Source organism: Streptomyces sp. NBC_01498, assembly GCF_036327775.1.
In the GTDB taxonomy this organism is placed as follows: domain Bacteria; phylum Actinomycetota; class Actinomycetes; order Streptomycetales; family Streptomycetaceae; genus Streptomyces.
In genome coordinates this window covers 5,861,056-5,880,896 of sequence record NZ_CP109598.1, presented here as the reverse complement: position 1 = coordinate 5,880,896, position 19,841 = coordinate 5,861,056, and the positions used below count along the sequence as shown (strand labels likewise).

Here is a 19,841-nt window from a genome sequence, read left to right as displayed (position 1 = left end):
GCCCTTCGCTGCCGGACTGGCGGACTGTCAGATGATCGAGTTTGGCAGAACTCGCCCGCGCGTGGGGGGCGTTCTGCCTGGTTGGCTCAGTTCGCGCGGCGTGCGCGGGCGTTCGAGGAGTGTTACATCACGACCGCGGTCGCGCCGTCGATGTCCGCGACATCGACCTTCTCCCCCGGTTCAAAGCTCTGTTCGGCGTCGAGCGTACGGGCCGACCAGATCTCGCCGGCGAGTTTGATCCGGCCACCGCTGCCGTCGACGCGTTCGAGAACCACCGCCTGACGGCCTTTCAGCGCGTCGATTCCCGTGTTCAGCCGGGTTGTTCGGGAGCCCTGGCGGGCGGCGAGTGGTCGTACGACGGCGATCAGGGCGACCGATACGCCCACGAAGACCAGGACTTGAGCGACGATTCCGCCGCCGAGCGCCGCGACGACGGCACCGGCCACAGCGCCCGCGGAGAACATCCCGAACTCGGGCATCGCCGTCAGGACGAGGGGAATTCCCAGTCCCACGGCCGCGATCAGCCACCACACCCACGCTTCGATTTCCACACCGCCATGGTAGAGCGGCGGGTCGGGTCGGGACAGGGGGTGTACGGGGGGCTCGTCGGGGCTCAGCGCAGCGGCAGACCGCGCGCCGACCAGCGGTCGTCGCTCTGCTCGACGACGAGCGGGAGGCCGAAGCAGAGGGAGAGGTTACGGGACGTCAGCTCGGTCTCCATGGGGCCGGCGGCGAGGACCTTGCCCTGGCGGATCATGAGGACATGGGTGAACCCGGGCGCGATCTCCTCGACATGGTGGGTGACCATGATCATGGAGGGGGCGTACGGGTCCCTGGCGAGCCGGCCGAGGCGGCGTACGAGATCCTCGCGGCCACCGAGGTCGAGACCGGCGGCGGGCTCGTCGAGGAGCAGCAGTTCGGGGTCGGTCATCATCGCGCGGGCGATCAGGGTCCGCTTGCGTTCGCCCTCGGAGAGGGTGCCGAATCTGCGGTCCAGGTACTCGGTCATGCCGAGGCGGTCGAGGAAGGCGCGGGCGCGCCGCTCGTCCATCTCGTCGTAGTCCTCGTTCCAGGTGGCGGTCATGCCGTACGCGGCGGTGAGGACGGTCTGGAGCACGGTCTGGCGCTTGGGGAGCTTCTCGGCCATCGCGACACCGGCGATGCCGATGCGGGGGCGGAGTTCGAAGACGTCGACCTTGCCGAGCTTGTCGCCGAGGATCGTCACCTTGCCGGTGGAGGGGAAGAGATAGCTGGAGGCGAGGTTGAGGAGGGTGGTCTTCCCGGCGCCGTTGGGGCCGAGGATCACCCAGCGTTCACCCTCCTTGACGGACCAGGAGACATCGTCCACCAGAGCGCGGCCGTCGCGGACCACGGATACGTCCACCAGCTCCAGTACATCGCTCATGAGCGCGTTGTCTCCCCATGCGTCTTGAGATCCGGCGTGCGCCTGTGGGCGCAGCTCCACAGGGAAAACCTACGCCACCGGTCCGGCGGTCAACTCCTTAGGTCCGTTCCCTAGGCTGGGCCCATGCTTGTGGAACCACGCTCAGGACTTCTGGCCGCCTGGGGAAATGCCCTCTTGGCAGGATTCGTATCGCCGGACGACGCGGCTCTCGCGATCGTCGGGCCGGACGCGGTGCACCGGGTGGCGGGGCTGCCGGGCGAGGAGGGGCCGGTCGGGCTGACGCTTGCGCTCGGCCGGCTGCGTGCGCTCGGGGTGACCGGGTGGCGGGTGGCGCTGCCGGCGCCGGGGCATCCGCTGGGGCTCAGCGGGCCGCCGGACTTCAACGCCCGCGCCCTGGAGGCCGGGGAGGCGGTGGTCGCCTCGGGGGCGCCGTACGGTCTGGTGCCCGAGGTGTCGGCGGCGGGGCCCGAGGGTGATCTCCATGTCGAGGTGGTCTGGCACTGCCTGGCGGTGCGGGAGGCGCCGCCGGCGGATGTGCCGTCGCTCGGTGAGGCGGAGCGGGAGCTGGCCGAGGCGCTGCGGGAGGCGACGGAGGCGCTGTCGCGGCTGGACGTGGCGGCGTCGGGGCCGGTGGCGGAGGCGGCGCTGGACGCGTACCGGGCGCGGGCGGAGCGGGGCCGGGAGGTGCTGGCTCCGGGGTATCCGCCGCGTGCCGTACGGGTGCTGGAGCTGGCGCAGCGGGTGGGGCTGCTGGTGGGGCTGGCGCGGGAGCACGGGCACGGCGGAGCGGTGAGCGCGTCGGAGATGGCGGCGCGGGGTGAGGCGCTGCGGCCGGTGGAGCGGGTGTCGCGGCGGGCGCAGGTGGCCGCGTACAACGCGTACGTGGAGGAGAGGGAGCGCGGGGCGCGCTGAACGGGGGTGTTGAGCGGGCGCGCTGAGCGGGGGTGTTGCTGCGGTGAGGTGGTGCGGCGGGGGTGGTGCGGCGGTGGGGCGAGGGCACGGCGTGGGCGGGTGTGGCGGGACGCCACCGCCGCACCGCCGGTGGACGGGGGCCAAGCGCACGGCCCCGGTGGGTCCGTCGTGGCGGACGGGCACCGGGGCCGCGCGGCCTTGGTGGGGTGGATCAGAGGGGTCGGTCAGTGGTTGAGGCCGCCGTTGGCGAACGCCGGGTTGAGGAGGCCGATCACGTTGACCGTGTTGCCGACCGCGTTCACGGGGATCCCCACCGGGATCTGCGCGAGGTTGCCGGAGCCGACGCCCGGCGAGTGGACGGCGCGGCCGTCGGCGTCCGCGTGCGGGCCGCCGGTGGCGAAGGCGGCGCCGGAGCCGGCGGCGACGAGCCCCCCGGCGATCACGGTGAGGGCGGCGGCCTTCTTGAAGCTGTTCATCGGGTGGAAATCCTCCATCGCAAGGACCGCGCCGGTAGTGCGCGGTACGCCGGGGAGAACGGGCGGACACCGCCCGGGGATACGCCATGTGGGGGACATACACCCGACGGTATGAATCTCAGATCGGAGGACGACAGTCCGCTTGGCGGCGCGGGCGGGCGGAGGTCCGCCTGCGCCGACCGGTCCAACCGGTCCAACCGGTCCGACCAGCGGATTGTCAGCCCGTGATGCCGTGCCGTACCGCCCACAGCGCCGCCTGCGTACGGTCCGCGAGATCCAGTTTCATCAGGATGTTCGAGACATGGGTCTTCACCGTCTTCTCCGAGAGGACGAGCGCGCGGGCGATCTCGCGGTTGGAGCGGCCGTCCGCGATCAGGGTCACCACCTCGCGCTCCCGGTCGGTGAGCGAGGAACCCCGGCCGTGCCCGGTGCCCGGTTCGTCCTGGGCGAGCAGGGCGCCCGCCACCTCCGGCTGGAGCAGGACATGGCCCGCGTGCACGGAGCGGATGGCCCCGGCCAGCGCCTCCGGGTCGATGTCCTTGTAGACGTAACCGGCCGCCCCCGCCCGCAGCGCGGGCACCACCGTGCGCTGCTCGGTGAAGCTCGTCACTATCAGCACCCTCGCCGGATTGGCGAGTTCGCGGAGTCTGCGCAGCGCCTCGATGCCGTCGGTGCCGGGCATCTTGATGTCCATGAGGACGACGTCGGGGCGCAGTTCCTCGGCCCCGGCCACGCCCTCGTCGCCGTCGGACGCCTCGCCCACGACCTCGATGTCGTCCTGGATCTCCAGGAAGGTGCGCAGACCCCGGCGGACCACCTGGTGGTCGTCCACCAGCAGGACACGGATTCTTCTGTCGTCAGCCACCGGGCACTTCCATCTCGATCGTGGTGCCCTGTCCGGGCGCCGATTGCACCGTCAGCCTGCCGCCGACCCCGCCGGACCGGTCCCGCATGGAGACCAGTCCGAGGTGGCGGCCCGCCCTGCGGACCGTTCTCGGTTCGAAGCCCTTGCCGTTGTCGGTGACGCTGAGGACCGCGCCCTGGCCCCGGCGGGCGATGCTCACGTCGACCCGGTCGCCGCCGGAGTGGCGCAGGGCGTTGTGGAGCGCCTCCTGGGCCACGCGCAGCATCGCCTCCTCCTGGGCGGCGGGCAGGGCCCGTACGCCACAGCTGTCGAAGGTGACGTGGGCGGCGTGCGCACGGTCGAGGACCTGGATGTGGGCGCGCAGGGTGTGGACGAGGCCGTCCTCGTCCAGCGCGGCCGGGCGCAGCTCCACGACGGCGGCACGCAGTTCGTCGACGGCCTCGGCGGCGAGGTCGGCGACCCGTTGCAGTTCGTCCTTGGCGCGGGCGGGGTCCCGGTCGATGAGACCGGCGGCGGCCTGGGCGGTCAGGCGCAGCGAGAAGAGTTTCTGGCTGACGGCGTCGTGGAGTTCGTGGGCGAGCCGGGAGCGCTCCTCGACGATGGTCAGCTCCCGGCCGCGCTCGTACAGCCGGGCGTTGGTGAGGGCGATGGCGGCGTGCTGGGCCAGGATGCCGAGCAGCTCCTCGTCCTCCTCGGTGAAGCCGCAGCCGCCGTCGGGGCGGGGGCCGCGCTTGTTGGCGAGGAAGAGGGTGCCGATCGTCTCGTCGCCGTCCCGGATCGGCAGGCCCAGGAAGTCGGACATGTCGGGGTGCGCGGCGGGCCAGCCGCCGAAGCGGGGGTCCTTCCGTACGTCGCCGAGCCGCTTGGGCCCGGCCTCGTGGAGCATCGCGGCGAGGACGCCGTGCTGACGCGGAAGGGGGCCGATGGCCTTCCACTGGGCGTCGCTGACACCGTCGACCACGAACTGGGCGAAGCCGCCGTGGTCGTCGGGCACCCCGAGCGCCGCGTACTCGGCGTCGAGCAGCTCGCGGGCGGAGGCCACGATCGTCTTGAGGACGTCGCGCACCTCCAGATGTCTGCTCATCGCGAGGAGCGCGGTGCTCACGGCCGCGAGCCCGGAACTCGGTCGATGGCTCATGACCTCACGGTACCGGCGGGCCGGCGGGGGGCGGATCGGGCCAGGGACGCAGCGGCGGAGGGCGGATGGCCTAGGACGTGTGCGTCCGCTCCCGGGGAGCGGGCCGGGACAGGACCTAGGTCCAACAGCCGTCGGCGGGCGGGCCGCGTGGCCGAGGTGGCGGGACCGTCGTCCTTTCTATGTTGGGCACAACGGCCCTCGGCGACCGTCGCGGGGCGAGGTGCGGCCGGAAGGAACGGACACCATGTCGGTGGCGATCATCACGGGGGCTTCGAAGGGGCTCGGGCGGGCGCTCGGCGGGGCCCTCGCGCGGGAGGGGTGGGACCTGGTGCTCGACGCCAGGACGCCCGGCCCGCTGGCCGAGGCGGCGGAGGAGATACGGGCGCACGGGACGCGGGTGACGGCGGTGCCGGGGGACGTGACGGACCCCGCGCACCGCGCCGAGCTGGTCGCGGCGGCGGCCTTACTGGGCGGGCTCGATCTGCTGGTGAGCAACGCGAGCGCGCTGGGCGCCGAGCCGCTGGTGCGGCTGGACGCGCTGGGGCTGGACGGCCTGCGGGCCGCGCTGGAGACGAATGTGGTGGCGGCGCTCGGGCTGGTGCAGGAGTCACTGCCGCTGCTGCGGGCCGGTGGCGCGGGGACGGTGATGGCGGTCAGCTCGGAGGCGGCGGCGGAGGCGTACGAGACCTGGGGCGGGTACGGGGCGTCCAAGGCCGCGCTCGACCAGCTCGCCGCCGTGCTGGCCGTGGAGGAGCCGGAGCTGCGGGTGTGGGCGGTCGATCCGGGCGACATGCGGACGGACCTGTACGCGGCGGCCGTGCCGGACGACGACGACCCGCGGCCGGAACCCGCGTCGGTGGTGCCGGGCTTCCTGCGGCTGCTCCACGAGCGTCCGGTGAGCGGCCGGTACGCGGCGGCCTCACTGCTGTGGGCGGTCCGATGAGCTGACCGGGGGCGCGGCGGGGGCAGGGGGAGGGGGCAGGGGCTTACGGGTGCCTGGGCGGGGTGCCTGGTGACCGGGGCCGGAGGAGCCGTGGACCGGCGGGGACGCGGCGGTGGCGGGGCTCGTGCTCGTGGGGGTGCGACGGGGCGGGGGTCGGGGCGGGGGCGCCCTCCGGGGGCGTAAACGGGGCGGGACCGGTCGCTCACGGCGGGCCGGTCGGCTTCGCGCTGCCCTCCCCCGGCGGGGCGGGCAGGGTCGGAATCCGGCGGGGGGCGGAGGCGTACGACCCGCTGTACCCGACCCGGAGCGCCGGGAGGTGCCGGAGCACCGCGAGATGCCGGAGCGCCGCGAGGCCGGTGAGGTCCGCCCCGGCTGGTGGCGGGGGGCGAAGACGTATGCGACGGGCGGCGAGCTTTGGGTCCCGCTGTCGGCGCCCGACGGGCGGGGGGCCGCGTCGGCTGGTGGCGGGCGACGGGCGGCGCCCTGCGACGGCGGGGTCGGCGGGGTCGGCGGTCACGCCACGGCCCGGGGTGCGCGTCGGCTCAGCGGCCGGGACCGGCTGAGGGAGTCACGCGGGAGGGACGCCCCAGCCCGGCACCGGCGCCCGCATCCGGCAGCAGGACCCGCGCCGCCACCCGTACCGCCGCCCGGAACACCGGGCTCGTCCAGTTCGACGCTCGCCTCACGCGGCCCCGCCGGACCGCCGGACCGCCGGACCGCCGGACCGCCGGACCGCCGGCCAGGTTGACCGCAGCCCGCATCCGTCGCCGTGGACGCGGGCGTCGCCCCGCAGGGGCCGGGCGCGACGGACACGCGGGTGGCCGTCGGGATCGAACCGCTCGGCCAGACGCGGGGGCACCGGCGAGCCCCCGCGCGACGAGTACCCGTACGGGGCCGAGGCCGGCGGTCCAGCCCCCGCGCCCCGCCGGGCACCTCAGGCAGGCGGGAGCCGACGTGCCCCGGTTGGTCGCGTACTGCCTGGAGCACGGAGCCCCCGTGGACAAGGCGGCGATCCGGCCGCGCGAGCCCGTACGGCCCTCGCACCCGCCCCTGCCGAAGCCGCTCCCGTACCGCCTCCCGGGCGCCCCGGCCGGCCCCTCGCACAAGCGCGGCGACACCCCCTCGTCCAGCCCCCTCGAAAGCGCTCACGCTATGGATTGCTCCAGCAACCTCGGGTGAGATCGACCCCCGGCCAATGTGACGCCGCACATAGGACGCAGATCACTTACTAAGGAATCTAGTGGACAAATCGTCGCGGTTCGACGCGACAAAGGGGGCGAATGGCCTGTCCCGTTTGCACCCCTTTCCACTACCAAGGGTCGTACGTCACACCTTTGCCACAGCATTTTGCTGCCGCTAAGAATTGCAGCCGTCGCCGCCGAGAAGGCATTGGCCGACCTGGCCTCCGCGACTCCCGCTATTCGAAGAGGTATGTCGAATGACCGCGTCCAGCACTCCTGCCAACCGTTCGAACAAGAGCCGCCGGCTCTCGATCGCCGGTGTGACAGCCGCAGCCGCCGCGGCCCTCACCTTCTCCTTGATCCCGGGCCACGCGTCCGCCGAGGGCGAGGGCAAGGCCGCAGCAGCGTCCACGTCCACCGCCCCGGTGGCGTTCAAGTCGACCACCGGCGGCTCCCAGGCGGCTCCCGCCCACAAGAGCCTGACCGAGCAGCACACCCTCGCCGAGCGCGTCGCGGAGATACACGCGAAGCAGGACACGAAGGGTAAGGAAAAGGCGCAGGCCGAAGAGAAGGCCGCCGCCAAGAAGAAGGCCGCCGCGAAGGCGAAGGCGAAGAAGCGCGCCGCCGCGAAGGCCAAGGCCAGCCGGTCCGCGGACCGCAAGCCCGCCTACGCCAACAACCTGAACGGATGGATCAAGGAAGCCCTGTCCATCATGAAGAAGGAGAAGATCCCCGGCTCGTACGAGGGTCTGCACCGCAACATCATGCGTGAGTCCAGCGGCAACCCGCGGGCGATCAACAACTGGGACATCAACGCCAAGAACGGCGTCCCGTCGATCGGCCTGCTCCAGGTGATCAAGCCGACCTTCGACACGTACCACGTCAAGGGGACCCCGCACAGCCAGTACCACCCGGTCGCCAACATCGTGGCCGCGGCCAACTACGCCGCCGACCGCTACGGCTCGATCGACAACGTCGACAGCGCCTACTGATCCGGCGCCCGGCACCCGGCCCGAGCGCGACGCACGGTGCCCCGCCCCCGTACGGGCAACGACGCACGACGCGGGGCGGCACAGGGCACACGCGTACGGCCACGCACAGACGCCGGTGGGCGGCACCCCGCGAAGGGGTGCCGCCCACCGGCGTCGTACGCGGGTCGGCCCCGCTACTTGCGCATGACCTCCGGTTCGTGGCGGCGCAGCAGCCGCGCCACCACGAACCCGCAGAGGGCGCCGATGAACAGCAGGATCGCGAGGTTCACGCTCCACTGCGCCACCGAGTGGTCCCACAGCGGGTCCAGGTCGGTCGGGTTCTTCGGGTCCCACGGCGGCATCAGATGAGCCAGGTCGAGGGTGGCTCCGGTGCCGGCGATCGCCCAGCGCGAGGGCATCAGCCAGGCGAACTGCTCCAGGCCGGGCGAACCGTAGACCTGGAAGAGCGTGCCGGTGAAGACGACCTGGACGATCGCGAACATGACCAGCAGCGGCATGGTCTTCTCGGCGGTCTTCACCAGCGAGGAGATCACCAGACCGAACATCATCGACGTGAAGCCCAGCGCGATGATCACGACGCACATCTCGACGGCCGCGGGCATGATCAGGCCCTCGTCGGGCAGTGCGCGCGGCGCGAAGCCGATCACGCAGATGATGACGCCCTGGAAGGCGGTGATCACGCCGAGCACGATGACCTTGGACATCAGATACGCGGAGCGGGAGAGACCGGTGGCCCGTTCCCGTTCGTAGATGACCCGTTCCTTGATCAGTTCGCGTACGGAGTTGGCCGCGCCGGAGAAGCACATGCCGACCGCGAGGATCAGCAGGATCGTTCCCGCCTTGCCGTTGAACCGGTCCGGTGCCTCGGGCGGCGCCAACCCGTACTCGGCCGGGATCACGACGCTCACCACACCGAGGACGGCGGGCAGTATCACCATCAGACCGAGGAAGCCCCGGTCGGAGGCGATCACCGACGAGTAGCGGCGGATCAGCGTCCACAGCTGGGAGCCCCAGCTCTGCGGCTTCGGCGGGCGCATCTGCTGCGGCGGCGGCATGTGGACGGACTGCGCGGCGACGGCGTCGATGTCGGCCGCGTACATCTGGTAGTGCTGCGAACCGCGCCAGCGGCCCGCCCAGTCGTAGTCGCGGTAGTTCTCGAACGCCGAGAAGACGTCGGCCCAGGTGGTGTACCCGAAGAAGTTCAGCGCCTCCTCGGGCGGTCCGAAGTACGCGACCGAGCCGCCGGGCGCCATGACGAGCAGCTTGTCGCAGATCGCCAGTTCGGCCACGGAGTGGGTGACGACCAGGACCGTACGGCCGTCGTCGGCCAGCCCGCGCAGGAGCTGCATCACATCGCGGTCCATGCCCGGGTCGAGGCCCGAGGTGGGCTCGTCCAGGAAGATCAGCGAGGGCTTGGTGAGCAGTTCGAGGGCCACGGAGACGCGCTTGCGCTGGCCGCCGGAGAGCGAGGTGACCCGCTTCTCCTTGTGGATGTCGAGCTTCAGTTCGCGCAGCACCTCGTCGATACGGGCCTCGCGCTCGGACTCGGCGGTGTCGCCGGGGAAGCGGAGCTTGGCCGCGTACTTGAGCGCCTTCCGTACGGTCAGCTCCTTGTGCAGGATGTCGTCCTGCGGGACCAGACCGATGCGCTGGCGCAGCTCGGCGAACTGCTTGTACAGGTTCCTGTTGTCGTACAGGACGTCGCCCTCGTTGGCGGGCCGGTAGCCGGTGAGCGCCTTGAGGAGCGTCGACTTGCCGGAGCCCGAGGGGCCGATGACCGCGATCAGCGACTTCTCGGGGACGCCGAAGGAGACGTCCTTGAGGATCTGCTTGCCGCCGTCGACCGTCACCGTGAGATGGCGGGCCGAGAAGGAGACCTCGCCGGTGTCGACGAACTCCTCGAGGCGGTCGCCGACCAGCCGGAAGGTCGAGTGACCGACGCCGACGATGTCGTTCGGGCCGATCAGCGCCGTACCGGACTTGGGGATCGGCTGGCCGTTGACGTACGTGCCGTTGTGCGATCCGAGGTCGCGGATCTGGAAACGGCCGTCGGGTGTCGAGGTGAACTCGGCGTGCAGCCGGGAGACCTGGAGGTCGGAGACGACCAGTTCGTTCTCCAGCGCACGGCCGATGCGCATGACGCGGCCGAGCGAGAACTGGTGGAACGTGGTCGGGCTGCGGTCCCCGTACACCGGCGGGGCCCCCGCCGCGCCACCCGTGCCCGGACCACCGTGACCGGCCGCGCCCCCCTGTCCGCCGGCGCCGGGGCCCCCCGGCCCCGTGTGCTGCCGCGGTACGTAGCCGTGCTGGGACTTCTGCTGCTGAGGGGGCTGTTGCTGTTGCGGCCAGCCCTGCTGCTGGGACTGCTGAGGCTGCTGAGGTGCCCAGCCGCCGGCCGCCGGCTGCGCGGGCGCCTGGTGGGCGCCCGGAGCCTGGTGCGCCGGGGCCTGATGGGCTCCCGCTTGGTGGGCACCGGCCGTCGCGCCGCTCAGATTCAGCCGCGGTCCGTCGGTCGCATTGCCGAGATGTACGGCGGTACCGGGCGCGATTTCCATCCGGTGGATGCGCTGGCCCCGCACATAAGTGCCGTTGGTACTTCCGTGGTCCTCAATTGCCCAGCCACGGCTCCCCCAGCTGATCGTGGCGTGCCGCCACGAGACCCGCGCGTCGTCGATCACCAGGTCGCCCTGCGGATCACGGCCCACGGTGTACGACCTGGACTGGTCGAGCGTCCAGGTCCTTCCATTCAATTCAAGTTCGAGTTCCGGCACTCCATGCCCCACTGGTTGTCCCCCGGGTTACCCCCCGTCACGGGGAGTCTAGGGATGGCGAACATCGTGAGGAACTATTTCAGGCCCGGCGCCTTATCCGAAAGTCGGGCCCCGGGAAAGAGCACAAAATCCCCCGCACCGAACGCCGAAAAGCAAAGGAAGGACCTCAAACCCCGCATGAGGGACGCGGGTCCGCGCCACGTCCCGCTCTGTCTGTTCCCGGCCTGTGCGGTGGGTCCGGCGCCCATGCCCGTACCGTGTGTCCGGCACTCGGGACGCCGGATCGCCCCACGCGCCCCGCCCGATACGGTGGAATCACCATGAGCGCATCGCAGCCCCGTCAGACCACTGACGCCGCCCCCACGCTTCTCGTCAAAATCTTCGGGAAGGACCGCCCGGGGATCACCGCGGGACTCTTCGAGACCCTCGCCGCCTACTCACTCGACGTCATAGACATCGAACAGGTCGTCACCCGTGGCCGTATCGTCCTGTGCGCCCTCGTCACCTCGCCCGACACGGGCGGCGGCGCGGAGGGTGAGCTGCGCGCCACCGTCCACAGCTGGGCGGAATCCCTGAAGCTCCAGGCCGAGATCATCTCCGGGACCGGCGACAACCGGCCGCGCGGCAGCGGCCGTTCGCATGTCACCGTGCTCGGCCACCCCCTCTCCGCCGAGTCGACGGCCGCCATCGCCGCCCGTATCACCGCGACCGGCGGGAACATCGACCGGATCTTCCGGCTCGCCAAGTACCCGGTGACGGCGGTGGAGTTCGCCGTGTCGGGCACCGGGACCGAGGCCCTTCGTACGGCACTGGCCACCGAGGCCGCCGGGATCGGCGTGGACGTGGCCGTCGTCTCCGCCGGGCTTCAGCGCCGGGCGCAGCGGCTGGTGGTCATGGACGTCGACTCGACGCTCATCCAGGACGAGGTCATCGAGCTGTTCGCCGCGCACGCGGGCTGCGAGGAGCAGGTCGCGGAGGTCACGGCGCGCGCGATGGCGGGCGAGCTGGACTTCGAACAGTCGCTGCACGCGCGGGTGGCGCTGCTGGCGGGGCTCGACGCCTCGGCGGTGGCGAAGGTACGTGCCGAGGTCCGGCTCACTCCCGGCGCCCGCACCCTGATCCGCACGCTCAAGCGGATGGGCTACCAAGTGGGCGTGGTGTCCGGCGGGTTCACCCAGGTGACCGATGGGCTGAAGGACCAGCTCGGGCTGGACTTCGCCGCCGCCAACACGCTGGAGATAGTGGACGGGAAGCTCACCGGCCGGGTGGTGGGCGAGATCGTCGACCGGGCGGGCAAGGCCCGGCTGCTGCGGCGGTTCGCCGCCGAGGCCGGGGTGCCGCTGTCGCAGACGGTGGCGATCGGCGACGGCGCCAACGATCTCGACATGCTGAACGCGGCCGGGCTGGGCGTGGCGTTCAACGCCAAGCCGGTGGTGCGGAGGGCCGCGCACACGGCGGTGAACGTGCCGTTCCTGGACACGGTGCTCTATCTGCTGGGCATCACACGCGAAGAGGTCGAAGAGGTGGGAACCTCGGAACCGGAAGTGGAAGCGGAACCGGCGACAGCGCCGGCACGGGCGGCGAAGACTCGGGAGAGCGGTTCCTGACCGCTGTCGGACGACGGTGGAGCCCCGGCACGGTGCGCGTGCCGGGGCTCCGCCGTCTGCGAGTGGGAGTGGTGAGCGGGACAGGAAAGAAACGGAAGGACGGCGGAAGAACGAAGGACGCGTCGCCTCAGTCGTGCGGCGCCCAGTAGTCGAGCAGCGTCCCCACGTCGTGCTCCACGGTCTTCCAGGTGCCGGAGAACCCGATGACCGCGAACGCCGACGTCGGAAAGGCACTCGCCGTCATCCGCCCGAGGGCGTCACCCTCCGCACGGGCCGACAAGGCATCGGCGAGCGCGTGCATACCGGGGTTGTGGCCGATCAGCAGAAGATCATTCACCTCGTCCGGCGTCTCCGTGAGCAGCGCCAGGAGGTCACCGAGCGTGGCGTCGTACAGCCGGTCCTCATAAACGGTGCGAGGCCGGTGCGGCAACTCGTGCACCGCGAGCTTCCACGTCTCGCGCGTGCGCGCCGCCGTCGAACAGAGAGCCAGATCGACTGCGATACCGGTCTCCGCGAGCCGGCGGCCGGCCACCGGGGCGTCGGCGCGGCCTCGCTCGGCGAGCGGCCTCTCATGGTCGGCCACGTCCGGCCAGTCGGCCTTCGCATGCCGGAGTAGGACAATCCTGCGGGGTGTTTCGACGCTCATGCATCCCAGCTTCGCATGAAATGCGCCGCCGGGCGCGGGGTGTTGGAGGGCCGCCCGGCACGGGTGACGCCGGCCCGCGACACGGCCGCCGCGCTACCGGGAGAGGGTCTGCTGGATCTGCTGCACCACCCGGCCGACCCCGGGGTCACTCGCGGCGGCGTTCGCCTGGCCGGGGCCCGCCATGAGCAGCAGGAGCGCGGCGAACGCGATGGCCGGGAGCACGACACCCCACCAGGGAAGGCGGATCTCGACGGTCTCGGGCGACGGACGGTGGGACCGGGTGTGCGTCGGGGCCGCCATGGCCGCCTCCGTAGGTCTGCGGTTGAAGTACCTCAAAGCTACGGATCACCGGCCCCGGCTCCCATCCGGAGAGCCACCCACTGGACCCTGACCCTGACCCCCTAGGGGAAGGTGGTGCTGTCCCCACCCCTTCTTTTGGGGGGCTCGGTTCGCCTCCGGGACGCCCAAGCCGATGTCGACGGTCGACCGTGCTCACCCACTCGTTCCTCGCGGGCTCCGCGCGCTCTCCCTTTCGACACCGACGCGCCCCTTCGGCTCACTCGCCATCGGGAGCCGGTCTACAGGCGGCCGGGCTTCAGGCGGCCGGGGTGCTGGTCAGGGGGAGGCGATCGAGGCGATGACGCCGATCACCACCATGATGACGATGATCGCGCCGAACATCAGCAGCAGTTTCTTCTGGCCGTTCTGGGGATGCGGATCAAGGACTGGCATGCGCCCAGTTTCTCATCTCAGCGCTCGTCCTCGATCGTCCGGTCCCGGCCCGCGACGACCCCCAGGACGATCTGCGGCAGCATGAGCCCGCCCATCAGGGTGATCGGCAGTTCCCAGCCGCCGCTGTGCTGGTAGAGCACGCCCACCAGCAGCGGTCCGGGGATGGAGATCAGATAGCCGGTGCTCTGCGCGAAGGCGGAGAGGCGTACGACTCCGGCGCCGGTCCTCGCGCGGAGGCCGATCATCGTGAGTGCCAGCGGGAAGGCGCAGTTCGAGACGCCCAGCAGCACCGCCCACACCCAGGCCCCGGCGGCGGGCGCCAGCAGGAGTCCGGCGTAGCCGGTCAGCCCGCAGGCGCCCAGGGCGACCACGATCGGGCCCTGGTTCCGCATCCGGGTGGCCAGTCGCGGGATCACGAAGGCCAGCGGGACGCCCATCACCATCGTGACGGCGAGCAGCAGACCCGCCGTACCGGCCGGGACCCCCGCGTCGCGGAAGATCTGCGGCATCCAGCCCATGGTGATGTACGCGCCCGTGGCCTGGAGCCCGAAGAAGCAGCCGAGCGCCCACGCGGTGCGGCTGCGGGCCATGCGCGGCGCCGACACCCCGTGCTCACGGGGCGCACCGCCGGAGACGGGTTCCGGGGCCGGGGCACTGTTCCGGTCGCGGTCGCGTACGAGGAGGACGGCCCACGGCAGTACGGCGGCTGCCGCGACCACCCCCCACAGACCCAGTCCCAGCCGCCAACTGCCGCCCAGCGCCGCGGTCATGGGGACGGTCGCGGCAGCCGCCAGGGCCGTGCCGCCGGACAGTGCCATCGAGTAGAGCCCGGTCATGGTGCCGACCCGGTCGGGGAAGTACCGGCGCACGATCACCGGCATCAGCACGTTGCTGACGGCTATGCCCATCAGCGCCAGCGCGCTCGCGGCCAGAAAGGGCGCCGTGCCGTGGGTGAGGGGACGGATCAGCAGGCCCGCCGTGATGGCCGTCATGCCGGCGAGGACGACCGAGGCGGGCCCGAACCGGCGGGCGAGGCGCGGGGCGGCGACGCCGAAGACGGCGAAGCACAGCGCCGGTACGGAGGTGAGGACCCCGGCCACGCTGCCGCTCATGTGGAGCCCCGCGCGTACGTCTTCGAGCAGGGCCCCGAGGCTGGTGATGGCGGGGCGGAGGTTGAGAGCGGCGAGGACCAGTCCGACGGCGAGGAGCCGGGCGGGCCGGCCGGCCGCGCGGGACGCGAGGGCCGGTGCGGGAACATCGGCGGGAGAGTGTCCGGCGTCGTCCCGGTGGATGAGCGGCGTCTTGGTCTCGGTCTCGTCACGCATGGTGCCATCATAGAATCATGGGATGATTGGTTGTCCAATCTCCCGGTACCGTCAAAGCCTCGTTCGTTCCCCGCCGGTCCCGACCGGCGGACCGCCCGCCCTGACACCTTGGAGCACCATGGCTCTGACCTCTCCCCGGCGCTCGGCCCTGTCCGACCAGGTGATCACCGAGCTGCGCAACCAGATCACGTCGGGCGAGTGGCCGGTGGGCTCACGTATCCCGACCGAACCCGAGCTGGTCGAGCAGCTGGGGGTGGCCCGTAACACCGTCCGTGAGGCGGTCCGCGCGCTGGCGCACAACGGGCTGCTGGACATCCGGCAGGGCTCGGGCACGTATGTCGTCGCCACGAGCGAGCTGGCGGGGGTGATGCACCGCCGGTTCGCCGACGCCGACGCCCGGCACATCGCGGAGGTGCGTTCCACGCTGGAGGCCTCGGCGGCGCGGCTGGCCGCCGAGCGGCGCACCGAGCGGGAGATGAGCCAGCTGGAGACGCTGCTGGAGCGCCGGGAGGAGGCGTGGGCGGGCGGGGACGCCGAGCGGTTCGTGGCCGCCGACGCGACGCTGCATCTGGCGGTGGTCGCGGCCTCGCACAACGACGTCCTCACCGCGCTCTACGCGGACCTCGGCCATCTGCTGCGCGAGGGGCTGCGCGCCGACGTGGGGCGTGAGCTGCGGCCGGCGTTCCATCTGGACCACGCGCGGCTGGTGGCGGCGATCCGGGACGGGGACGCGGAGACGGCGGGCAGGGAGGCGGCGAGCCACGCGTTCACCTGCCTCCGCGAAACCGCCTGACCGGGCAGTGCCGGTCCCGGCGGGGCGGGCACGTGGGGCGGGCGGGGCGCGTACGCCGGGCCGCTCCCTCCGGCCGGCCCAGCCCGGTGGGCCGGAAGGTCAGGGCACGGCGCGCTCGTGGGTGACCCAGGCCGTCGCGACGTCCTTCCAGCAGCGCCCGGTGATCCGGACGTGGCCCGCCGCCCGGACCTCGGCGGGGGCGCTGTCGGAGTCGATGTCCCACCAGCGGGCGCACTCGACGTGCAGCCGGACGCGGTCGGTGTCCGGGTACGGGTTGTGGCAGTCCGCGGTGACCCGGGAGCCCTCGGTCGTCGTACGGCAGGAGGCGCCGAACGGGTCGCGGTCACGGGCTCCGCGCCCACCCGCGCCCGCGTCGCCGTCGCCGCCCCTGTCCCTGTCCCTGTCCTCCGGATACCGGTGGCCCGGCTCCCGGCCCGCCTCCCCGGCCGCCGCTCCGGGGCCCGCGAGGTCCACCGTCGAGGTCACGGCGGACGGGGTCCGGGGGGGCGGGTCGTCGCGTACGACGGCGGTCACGGCGAGCCCCGCCACGATCAGTACCGCGACGGTCAGCGAGGCAGCCGCCTTGCGTGCTTTCCGGTACACAGCGCCACCTCCTCCCCGACCAGTGTGCGGGCAGTCGTCGCGCTTCTCGACTCGGACGAACACGGAAGGTGACCGGCCACGGACGGTGACCGGTGACCGGACGCTCCGCCACGCACGAAGCCGCGCGCCGCCTTCCGGCGGTCACGCGGCTCGGTGCTCGTACGACGGCCCGGGTCCCGTACGAGGCCCGTCCGTCAGATGCTGCGCGGGGTGGTCAGGCACCCATCATGTGGACGCCGCCGTCGACGTGCACGATCTCGCCCGTCGTCTTCGGGAAGAAGTCCGACAGCAGACCGACGACACCACGGGCCGCCGGGTCCGGGTCGGCCAGGTCCCAGCCGACCGGCGCGCGGTGGTTCCACACGTCGGCCAGTTCCTCGAAGCCCGGGATGGACTTGGCCGCCATCGACTTGACCGGGCCGGCCGAGACGAGGTTGCAGCGGATGTTCCTGGGGCCCAGGTCACGCGCGAGGTAGCGGCTGGTGGATTCGAGCGCCGCCTTGGCGATGCCCATCCAGTCGTACTTGGGCCAGGCGAACTGGGCGTCGAACGTCAGACCCACGACCGAGCCGCCGCGCTCCATCAGCGGCAGACACGCGGTAGTCAGCGACTTGAGCGAGTACGCCGACACGTGCACCGCCGTGCTGACGTCCTCCCACTGCCCCTCCAGGAAGTTGAAGACTCCCTGTGGGCCGAAGGCGATCGAGTGCACGACACCGTCGATGCCCGCGCCCTCGCCCTGGTGCTCGCGGATGCGGTCGGCGAGCCCGTCCAGGTGCTCCTGGTTGGTCACGTCCAGCTCGATCACGGGGGCGGGCTTGGGCAGCCGCTTGGCGATGCGCTCCACGAGGGAGAGCCGGCCGAAGCCGGTGAGGATGACGTCGGCGCCCTCCTCCTGCGCGATCTTGGCGACGTGGAACGCGATCGACGCGTCGGTGAGGACACCGGTGACGAGGAGGCGCTTGCCGGCGAGGATTCCACTCATGATCAGTGACCCATGCCCAATCCGCCGTCAACGGGAATGACGGCTCCAGTGATGTACGCGGCGTCGTCCGAGGCGAGGAAGCGGACCGCGGCGGCGATCTCCTCGGGCCTGGCGTAACGGCCGAGGGGGACATTGGCGACGATCTTCGCGCGCTGCTCGTCGGTGAGCACCTTGGTCATGTCGGTGTCGACGAAACCGGGCGCCACGACGTTGAACGTGATGTTCCGCGAACCGAGTTCACGGGCGAGCGAGCGGGCGAAGCCGACGAGTCCGGCCTTGGAGGCGGCGTAGTTCGCCTGGCCCGCCGAACCGAGCAGTCCGACCACCGACGAGATGAGGACGACCCGTCCGCGCTTGGCGCGCAGCATGCCGCGATTGGCGCGCTTGACGACCCGGAAGGTGCCGGTGAGGTTGGTGTCGAGGACGGAGGTGAAGTCGTCCTCCGACATCCGCATCAGCAACTGGTCCTTGGTGACACCCGCGTTGGCGACGAGCACCTCCACCGGGCCGTGGGTCTCCTCGATCTCCTTGTAGGCCTGCTCCACCTGCTCGGCGTCGGTGATGTCGCAGCGCACGGCCAGGCAGCCGGCGTCCGTCAGGTCCTTGGGCGGTTCGCCCGAGCGGTAGGTGATGGCGACCTTGTCGCCGTTGCCGGCGAAAGCCAGGGCAATGGCATGGCCGATGCCCCGATTTCCTCCGGTGACGAGAACCGAGCGACTCAACGGAGCACCTTTCGTAGTGGGTCTGGGCTGGCTGGTTCCTGGAAAATCTATCGGTCGTGCCACGGGTCCGAGGACTCGGGCATGGACAGCGCGTCGGTACGGGCGCTGTGGGGTCCCTACATAAACACGGCAAAACTCCGGGCCGTACCGCATGATTCACTCCGGACACCTTTACCGAGGCGTGTGAAAGGGAGGCCGCCGTGCCCCATGAGGTAGACGAGTCGTTTCTGGCGCTGCCGCTGAGGCCGCTCGCCGACGCGGCGCTCGCCAGGGCGCGTGCGCTCGGCGCCGACCACGCGGATTTCCGCTTCGAGCGGGTACGGAGCGCGGCCTGGCGGCTGCGGGACGCCAGGCCCGCCGGGTCGTCGGACTCCACCGATGTCGGGTACGCGGTGCGGGTGGTGCACGGCGGGGCCTGGGGGTTCGCGTCGGGGGTCGATCTGACGATGGACGGGGCGGCCAGGGTCGCCGGACAGGCCGTGGCGATGGCCAAGTTGTCGGCGAAGGTGATCGCGGCGGCGGGGTCGGACGAGCGGGTGGAGCTGGCCGACGAGCCGGTGCACGCGGAGAAGACCTGGGTGTCGGCGTACGACATCGACCCGTTCACGGTGCCCGACGGGGACAAGACGGCGCTCCTCGCCGACTGGAGCGAGCGGCTGCTGCGCGCGGACGGCGTGGCGCACGTGGACGCCTCGGTGCTGACCGTCCACGAGAACAAGTTCTACGCGGACACGGCGGGCACCGTCACCACGCAGCAGCGCGTACGGCTGCACCCGCAGCTCTCGGCGGTGGCGGTGGACGCGGAGAGCGGCGAGTTCGACTCGATGCGCACGCTCGCCCCGCCGACGGGACGCGGCTGGGAGTATCTGACGGGCACCGGCTGGGACTGGGACTCCGAGCTGGAGCGGATCCCGGGGCTGCTCGCGGAGAAAATGCGCGCGCCGGGTGTCGAGGCGGGGACGTACGACCTGGTCGTCGACCCGTCGAACCTGTGGCTGACGATCCACGAGTCGATCGGGCACGCGACGGAGCTGGACCGGGCGCTCGGGTACGAGGCGGCGTACGCGGGCACGTCGTTCGCCACCTTCGACCAGCTGGGCAAGCTGGCGTACGGCTCGTCGATCATGAATGTGACGGGTGACCGGACGGCGGAGCACGGGCTGGCGACGATCGGGTACGACGACGAGGGCGTCGCGGCCCAGTCGTGGGACCTGGTCAGGGACGGCACGCTGGTCGGGTACCAGCTGGACCGGCGGATCGCGAAACTCACCGGCTTCGACCGGTCCAACGGCTGCGCGTACGGCGACTCGCCGGGCCATGTGCCGGTGCAGCGGATGGCGAACGTGTCGCTGCGGCCGGATCCGGGCGGGCTGGGCACGGAGGATCTGATCGGCGGGGTGGAGCGCGGGATCTATGTGGTCGGGGACCGTTCGTGGTCGATCGACATGCAGCGCTACAACTTCCAGTTCACCGGGCAGCGGTTCTTCCGCATCGAGAACGGCAAGCTGGCCGGTCAGCTGCGGGATGTCGCGTACCAGGCGACGACCACGGACTTCTGGGGCTCGATGGAGGCGGTCGGCGGGCCGCAGACGTATGTGCTGGGCGGCGCCTTCAACTGCGGCAAGGCGCAGCCGGGCCAGGTCGCGGCGGTCTCCCACGGCTGCCCGTCGGCCCTGTTCCGCGGTGTGAACATCCTCAACACGACGCAGGAGGCGGGGCGATGACGGCGACCACCCGCACCGGCC

General features: G+C 71.6%; 19 protein-coding genes. 6 read left to right on the top strand and 13 right to left on the bottom strand.

From position 1 onward, the window contains the following. Positions 1-122: 122 nt before the first annotated feature. Positions 123-551, bottom strand: a complete 429-nt coding sequence (locus OG875_RS25065) for an NfeD family protein (protein WP_330176486.1) — start codon at positions 549-551, stop codon at positions 123-125. A gap of 62 nt (positions 552-613) precedes the next feature. After that, entirely contained in the window at positions 614-1,405 is a 792-nt protein-coding gene (locus tag OG875_RS25060; protein WP_330176485.1) for an ABC transporter ATP-binding protein, read from the bottom strand. 123 nt (positions 1,406-1,528) lie between these two features. Between OG875_RS25060 and OG875_RS25055 the strand changes: the two genes are divergently transcribed. Further along, positions 1,529-2,317, top strand: coding sequence for a hypothetical protein (locus OG875_RS25055; protein ID WP_330176484.1), 789 nt, complete (start codon positions 1,529-1,531; stop codon positions 2,315-2,317). Between the two features lie 224 nt (positions 2,318-2,541). On the opposite strand, the gene OG875_RS25050 is transcribed toward OG875_RS25055, so the two are convergent. The 3 genes from OG875_RS25050 to OG875_RS25040 all read right to left on the bottom strand — a co-directional run bounded on the left by OG875_RS25050 (position 2,542) and on the right by OG875_RS25040 (position 4,796). Continuing rightward, entirely contained in the window at positions 2,542-2,793 is a 252-nt protein-coding gene (locus OG875_RS25050; RefSeq protein WP_330176483.1) for a chaplin, read from the bottom strand. A gap of 217 nt (positions 2,794-3,010) precedes the next feature. After that, positions 3,011-3,658 carry a response regulator transcription factor gene (locus tag OG875_RS25045; RefSeq protein WP_330176482.1) on the bottom strand — a complete coding sequence of 216 codons (648 nt, stop codon included), beginning with the start codon at positions 3,656-3,658 and terminating at the stop codon, positions 3,011-3,013. Further along, positions 3,651-4,796 (bottom strand): GAF domain-containing sensor histidine kinase, encoded by a 1,146-nt coding sequence (locus OG875_RS25040; protein WP_330176481.1) that lies wholly within the window; start codon positions 4,794-4,796, stop codon positions 3,651-3,653. Before OG875_RS25040 ends, OG875_RS25045 begins: the two co-directional genes overlap by 8 nt. 244 nt (positions 4,797-5,040) lie before the next feature. On the opposite strand from OG875_RS25040, the gene OG875_RS25035 reads away from it, so the two are divergent. Together OG875_RS25035 and OG875_RS25030 are read left to right on the top strand one after the other, a co-directional pair. After that, positions 5,041-5,739 (top strand): SDR family NAD(P)-dependent oxidoreductase, encoded by a 699-nt coding sequence (locus OG875_RS25035; RefSeq protein ID WP_330176480.1) that lies wholly within the window; start codon positions 5,041-5,043, stop codon positions 5,737-5,739. Between the two features lie 1,438 nt (positions 5,740-7,177). After that, the gene (locus OG875_RS25030; protein WP_330176479.1) at positions 7,178-7,912 is read left to right on the top strand and encodes a transglycosylase SLT domain-containing protein; all 735 of its coding nucleotides are present in this window, start codon (positions 7,178-7,180) and stop codon (positions 7,910-7,912) included. A 173-nt stretch (positions 7,913-8,085) separates the two neighbouring features. Here the strand turns inward: OG875_RS25030 and OG875_RS25025 are convergent, their stop codons facing one another. Continuing rightward, complete coding sequence (locus OG875_RS25025; protein WP_330176478.1) at positions 8,086-10,695, bottom strand: ABC transporter ATP-binding protein/permease; 2,610 nt, start codon at positions 10,693-10,695, stop codon at positions 8,086-8,088. Between the two features lie 308 nt (positions 10,696-11,003). Between OG875_RS25025 and serB the strand changes: the two genes are divergently transcribed. Next, positions 11,004-12,290, top strand: a complete 1,287-nt coding sequence (gene serB / locus OG875_RS25020; RefSeq protein WP_330176477.1) for a phosphoserine phosphatase SerB — start codon at positions 11,004-11,006, stop codon at positions 12,288-12,290. A gap of 127 nt (positions 12,291-12,417) precedes the next feature. On the opposite strand, the gene OG875_RS25015 is transcribed toward serB, so the two are convergent. The 4 genes from OG875_RS25015 to OG875_RS25000 all read right to left on the bottom strand — a co-directional run bounded on the left by OG875_RS25015 (position 12,418) and on the right by OG875_RS25000 (position 14,993). After that, positions 12,418-12,936: a SixA phosphatase family protein gene (locus OG875_RS25015; RefSeq protein ID WP_330176476.1), complete on the bottom strand. Its 519-nt coding sequence runs from the start codon at positions 12,934-12,936 to the stop codon at positions 12,418-12,420. A gap of 93 nt (positions 12,937-13,029) precedes the next feature. Continuing rightward, entirely contained in the window at positions 13,030-13,236 is a 207-nt protein-coding gene (locus tag OG875_RS25010; RefSeq protein ID WP_330176475.1) for a hypothetical protein, read from the bottom strand. Between the two features lie 315 nt (positions 13,237-13,551). Then, a complete protein-coding gene (locus OG875_RS25005; protein ID WP_330176474.1) occupies positions 13,552-13,668 on the bottom strand; it encodes an SGM_5486 family transporter-associated protein in 117 nt (38 codons plus the stop codon). A gap of 17 nt (positions 13,669-13,685) precedes the next feature. Further along, positions 13,686-14,993 (bottom strand): CynX/NimT family MFS transporter, encoded by a 1,308-nt coding sequence (locus OG875_RS25000; protein WP_330176473.1) that lies wholly within the window; start codon positions 14,991-14,993, stop codon positions 13,686-13,688. A 118-nt stretch (positions 14,994-15,111) separates the two neighbouring features. On the opposite strand from OG875_RS25000, the gene OG875_RS24995 reads away from it, so the two are divergent. Next, positions 15,112-15,786, top strand: a complete 675-nt coding sequence (locus tag OG875_RS24995) for a FadR/GntR family transcriptional regulator (RefSeq protein WP_330176472.1) — start codon at positions 15,112-15,114, stop codon at positions 15,784-15,786. A 99-nt stretch (positions 15,787-15,885) separates the two neighbouring features. On the opposite strand, the gene OG875_RS31065 is transcribed toward OG875_RS24995, so the two are convergent. The 3 genes from OG875_RS31065 to fabG form a co-directional block, all read right to left on the bottom strand. Further along, the gene (locus OG875_RS31065) at positions 15,886-16,389 is read right to left on the bottom strand and encodes a hypothetical protein (protein WP_443079190.1); all 504 of its coding nucleotides are present in this window, start codon (positions 16,387-16,389) and stop codon (positions 15,886-15,888) included. A 214-nt stretch (positions 16,390-16,603) separates the two neighbouring features. Beyond that, entirely contained in the window at positions 16,604-17,374 is a 771-nt protein-coding gene (gene fabI / locus OG875_RS24985; protein ID WP_330176471.1) for an enoyl-ACP reductase FabI, read from the bottom strand. Between the two features lie 2 nt (positions 17,375-17,376). Further along, complete coding sequence (gene fabG, locus OG875_RS24980) at positions 17,377-18,096, bottom strand: 3-oxoacyl-[acyl-carrier-protein] reductase (RefSeq protein ID WP_330176470.1); 720 nt, start codon at positions 18,094-18,096, stop codon at positions 17,377-17,379. Between the two features lie 200 nt (positions 18,097-18,296). Here fabG and OG875_RS24975 point away from each other — a divergent pair, with 200 nt between their 5' ends. Next, complete coding sequence (locus OG875_RS24975; RefSeq protein ID WP_330176469.1) at positions 18,297-19,820, top strand: TldD/PmbA family protein; 1,524 nt, start codon at positions 18,297-18,299, stop codon at positions 19,818-19,820. Positions 19,821-19,841: the final 21 nt, after the last annotated feature.

Bases quoted from the DNA above. Each gene is read 5' to 3' on its own strand.
- OG875_RS25060 (WP_330176485.1), bottom strand. From the start codon at position 1,405: ATGAGCGATGTACTGGAGCTGGTGGACGTATCCGTGGTCCGCGACGGC.
- OG875_RS25055 (WP_330176484.1), top strand. From the start codon at position 1,529: ATGCTTGTGGAACCACGCTCAGGACTTCTGGCCGCCTGGGGAAATGCC.
- OG875_RS25050 (WP_330176483.1), bottom strand. From the start codon at position 2,793: ATGAACAGCTTCAAGAAGGCCGCCGCCCTCACCGTGATCGCCGGGGGG.
- OG875_RS25040 (WP_330176481.1), bottom strand. From the start codon at position 4,796: ATGAGCCATCGACCGAGTTCCGGGCTCGCGGCCGTGAGCACCGCGCTC.
- OG875_RS25035 (WP_330176480.1), top strand. From the start codon at position 5,041: ATGTCGGTGGCGATCATCACGGGGGCTTCGAAGGGGCTCGGGCGGGCG.
- OG875_RS25030 (WP_330176479.1), top strand. From the start codon at position 7,178: ATGACCGCGTCCAGCACTCCTGCCAACCGTTCGAACAAGAGCCGCCGG.
- serB (WP_330176477.1), top strand. From the start codon at position 11,004: ATGAGCGCATCGCAGCCCCGTCAGACCACTGACGCCGCCCCCACGCTT.
- OG875_RS25015 (WP_330176476.1), bottom strand. From the start codon at position 12,936: ATGAGCGTCGAAACACCCCGCAGGATTGTCCTACTCCGGCATGCGAAG.
- OG875_RS25010 (WP_330176475.1), bottom strand. From the start codon at position 13,236: ATGGCGGCCCCGACGCACACCCGGTCCCACCGTCCGTCGCCCGAGACC.
- OG875_RS25005 (WP_330176474.1), bottom strand. From the start codon at position 13,668: ATGCCAGTCCTTGATCCGCATCCCCAGAACGGCCAGAAGAAACTGCTG.
- OG875_RS25000 (WP_330176473.1), bottom strand. From the start codon at position 14,993: ATGCGTGACGAGACCGAGACCAAGACGCCGCTCATCCACCGGGACGAC.
- OG875_RS24995 (WP_330176472.1), top strand. From the start codon at position 15,112: ATGGCTCTGACCTCTCCCCGGCGCTCGGCCCTGTCCGACCAGGTGATC.
- fabI (WP_330176471.1), bottom strand. From the start codon at position 17,374: ATGAGTGGAATCCTCGCCGGCAAGCGCCTCCTCGTCACCGGTGTCCTC.